The 3,501-nt window shown below is 67.5% G+C and carries 3 protein-coding genes; 1 reads left to right on the forward strand and 2 read right to left on the reverse strand.

What is annotated here, in order from left to right; genetic code table 11:
- Window positions 1-95 precede the first annotated feature (95 nt).
- Both ADK67_RS07185 and ADK67_RS07190 read right to left on the reverse strand, forming a co-directional pair.
- Window positions 96-1,367, reverse strand: a complete 1,272-nt coding sequence (locus ADK67_RS07185) for a GNAT family N-acetyltransferase (RefSeq protein ID WP_157619988.1) — start codon at window positions 1,365-1,367, stop codon at window positions 96-98.
- Between the two features lie 199 nt (window positions 1,368-1,566).
- The gene (locus ADK67_RS07190) at window positions 1,567-2,106 is read right to left on the reverse strand and encodes a hypothetical protein (protein ID WP_157619989.1); all 540 of its coding nucleotides are present in this window, start codon (window positions 2,104-2,106) and stop codon (window positions 1,567-1,569) included.
- Between the two features lie 903 nt (window positions 2,107-3,009).
- Here ADK67_RS07190 and ADK67_RS07195 point away from each other — a divergent pair.
- The gene (locus tag ADK67_RS07195; RefSeq protein ID WP_053715605.1) at window positions 3,010-3,423 is read left to right on the forward strand and encodes a hypothetical protein; all 414 of its coding nucleotides are present in this window, start codon (window positions 3,010-3,012) and stop codon (window positions 3,421-3,423) included.
- The last annotated feature ends 78 nt before the right edge of the window (window positions 3,424-3,501 follow it).

Raw genomic sequence — 3,501 nt, forward strand, 5'->3', positions numbered from 1 at the left:
AACGAAGACCCCAAGCCCTTCGTCTGGACCAAGGACGCGGACGAGATCCTCGAACGCCTCGCCTCATATCTTGATCGAATTCCTGGCGCAGGACACTAGAGGTCGGTCGACGGGCCGGATCGGATCGTCGTCGCGCTGTCGACCGCGGCTGCTCCCGTCGAGGTACGCGTGCCCCATGCACGCGCCGTCCTGCACAGCCACGCGACGGTGGAGGAGGCGGGAACTCCAGGAGCGCGGGCACGTCTCGAAGCGAAGGGATGGGCCGTTCTCTCCGCGTGACACCGACCGGCGAACCCTCGCCGATGTGCCCGAAATCCGGCGAGAGCCGGGTCGCCGCGACTACAGCAAGGTTGCCAGCGAGGCGGAGCGACCGGCTGCCCATGTGATCGCGCAGCGGACGTAGCAGGCCCCGAAGTAGCGGGGGACGAGATGTGGCTGGTGTCGGCGATGGAGCAAACAGACGAGAGCGAGCCGGGGTCAGCGCCTCCGACGGGCTGCAACCGGTGATCACCCGACCAGCCTGACGCTGCCCGCATCCGAGTCGGGATCTCAACCGCCAGGTGTGAAGTGGTATGGGTCAACGTGCGCACGGGGGTGAAGCCCAGTCGGACCGCGGTCGGCCGACTGGTGGGCAGGTTCTCGCTGTACAGGTAGTGGTGGCCGCGGTCGACGGCGAGACGGGCGTGGCGTCCCACCAGGGTGCGGTGGAGTCCTCGGCCGCGCCAGGTCGGCAGGGTTGCGCCTCCCCAGGTGGAGGCGAAATCGGTGCCGGTGTGGAACCGGACCCAGCCGGTGGCGACGACTCGGCCGTCCGCGCTCTCGGCCACCAGGACGGTGCACGGGTCGACCTCGTCGTCGACCCAGTACTCCAAGGCCGAGGGCAGCCAATGCCACGGGGCGTCGCGGGCAGCCTCGACCAACTGCCGCACGCGGTCGAAGTCCTTGCGATCGGTCACTTCGCGCACCCTGACGCCCGCGGGCAGCGCAGCCGTCGCCGCGGCCGCCACGTCCGCGGCCCGACCGATCATCAGCGTCACCTCCTCGCCGACCCGGAACCCGGCCGCGCGCAGCCGGGCGGGCAGATCCTCGGGCAGGCCGTCGTGGTGGTTCCACTTGATGGGCAGTCCCAGTCTGGTGGCCCAGGCGCACTGGTCGGCGATGAGCGCGTCCAGGTCCGAGCCGCGCAACCCTCCGAGATCGGCACGCACGATGACGCCTCCCACGCCCGGCAGGTGCTTGCGCAGCACCGGCCCCGCGCGCTCACCGATCACGGCGGGGTGTCCCATGCTGTTCCCGCGGCCGGAGAACCCCCGAGCCCGCATCTGCCCACGACGTAGTGCCGCCAACAGAGCCGCATCGTCCTCCATGACCGGCATGGAACCACCGCTGATCCCGATCGTCCGCCGCCGGACGGTGTTTCACTCGGAAGACGAACCAATCGGGTCCGATCCACGCAGACCCGTTGCTCGGTGCGCGATTGCGGTGCAACGCCGATCAGTGCGAGCGCACCGCTCCTGCGCGCTGCCCGTCACGCTCAACCGGGATCGTTCGCGGCCACTTGCGGGGTCACACGCCGGGCGGCTTGGGGAACTTGACGAAGATCTTCGTCACCTTGTCAGGATCAACGGCAGTTCGATCATTTTCGGATTCGAAATAGTTCCCGGCTTCGGTTCCATAGACATGGACACCGGTCGGCCCGACGTAACCATGGCCCACGGAGTAGCGAATGTCGCCGTTGCTGTCGGCATAGGCCATGACGCTTTGGCTCCATACTCCGTCGCGATTGACGACGACCGCGCCGTCGAAGTAGTCGTCCTTGACGTCCCGCGGGGTGGAGTCCTCGACTGCGTTGGTGGGCGGCAAGGGGGCCGGCACGGCCACGCACGCGCCCTGTGGAGTGTCCTTCGGGCTCAGGGTGCTGACCCCGAACTCACCCTTACCGCTGGCTGGGTCGAACTTGATGATGCAGACCGCGATCTGCAAGGTCGAGGCGATCTCCCGGTTCGCGGCGACGAACAGGGGCACCTGGTCTTCGTCGTCGGCCGGTGCGGCGGTCACGGTGGACGGGCCGACGGCGGTAGCGGTCATCACGGCGGCGAGCGTCATCGTCAGAAGGTGGCGGCGCATCACGATCACTTCCTTCGTAGAGCAGGTGATGTGTCTCGTCGGATACCCACGTCCGGACACGGGGACCGTCCCGCTCCGCGATACGCCCACTCGGGTGACCTTCCGCCCTCCTCCACAGACGGTCCGTTATTGCGGACCTTCGCCGAGACGTGCTCGAAATCGATCCGGATGATGCCAACGTGTGTGAGCGTGATGTCATCGGTGCGCGGGAGCCCCTGGCGTAGCCGGGCATGATGTGGTCGCGATGGTCTCCAGCGCTCGGGCCTTTCCCCCACTTGTCCTCAAGCACGACGATGACCTTGCCGTAGATCACCACCGACCGGTAGGACAGGACGGCGCTGGCGGCGGTGCGCGCCAGTACCAGGACGTCCACTATGGCCACGTCGACGCAGACGACCTTCACCGCGCCGTGCGGAATTACCCGGCTGACGCCCGTGGACTCCCGAGCAGGCCGCTGTCCTCCCGCTCCACCCCACGCCGGCGAGGTGCGGCAGCAAGGCTCCCAACCAGTCACGATCACACCCCGACCATGATCACAGACCCGCGACACCTGCCAGCAGCCACCCGAACTCGTTGATCACGCAATCAGCGACAGAACCCACCGTTTGACGGGCGTTGACCGAGGCTGGTGACCGCATCGGAGGACAGGTGTCGTTCAGGGTGCCGGTGGCGCGCCGGATGATCGAGCCCGCATGGCAGTTGCATGACCTGCGGTCGTTGGGGCCGGTCGAGCACGGCCAGGCGAGCGAATGCCGCAGTCGTGCTGACAAGCCGGCGGCTCGGACTGCTCCGATCGAGCGCATCTCCGTAGTTCTCTGTCATGGCGGCCAGGGCACCTCGTCACCCCGGCGTCCATCCCCGTTCCGACGTCGAGGACCAAGCATGACGGTGTCCGACCTGCCACTCCCGACCACGCTCGCCGAGTGGATCGCCGCCACGGTCCCGTCGGGCGTCCCGGCCATGGACGCGACTCCTGTCGGCAGTCTGCGGTTCCTGTTCTACGGTCGCGCTTCCACGCTTGAGCATCAGGATCCTCGTACTTCGCGGGCGTGGCAGCTGGATGTGTCCCGTAGGCTCACCGGCGGGCACGGCACGATCATGGGCGAGTACTTCGAAGCGGGGTGCTCTCGTCAGGTGCCGTGGCATCTGCGGCCTCGGGCGGCGGCGATGCTGCGCTACATCGCGGCGAACGTGGATCGGGTTGACGCGGTGGTGGTCGGTGAGTACGAGCGTGCGTTCCTCGATGGTGCCCAGGTTCGGGAGCTGCGGGCGGTGTTACTGGTCCTAACAAAATGATCACTGTGGTGGCGTCGGGTCTGCCCGATGTGGATCATGTTCGGTCGTGAGGAGGGGTGAGTCGCCGCCGTGGATCGT

The sequence above is a fragment of the Saccharothrix sp. NRRL B-16348 genome (assembly GCF_001280085.1).
Taxonomy (GTDB): Bacteria; Actinomycetota; Actinomycetes; order Mycobacteriales; family Pseudonocardiaceae; genus Actinosynnema.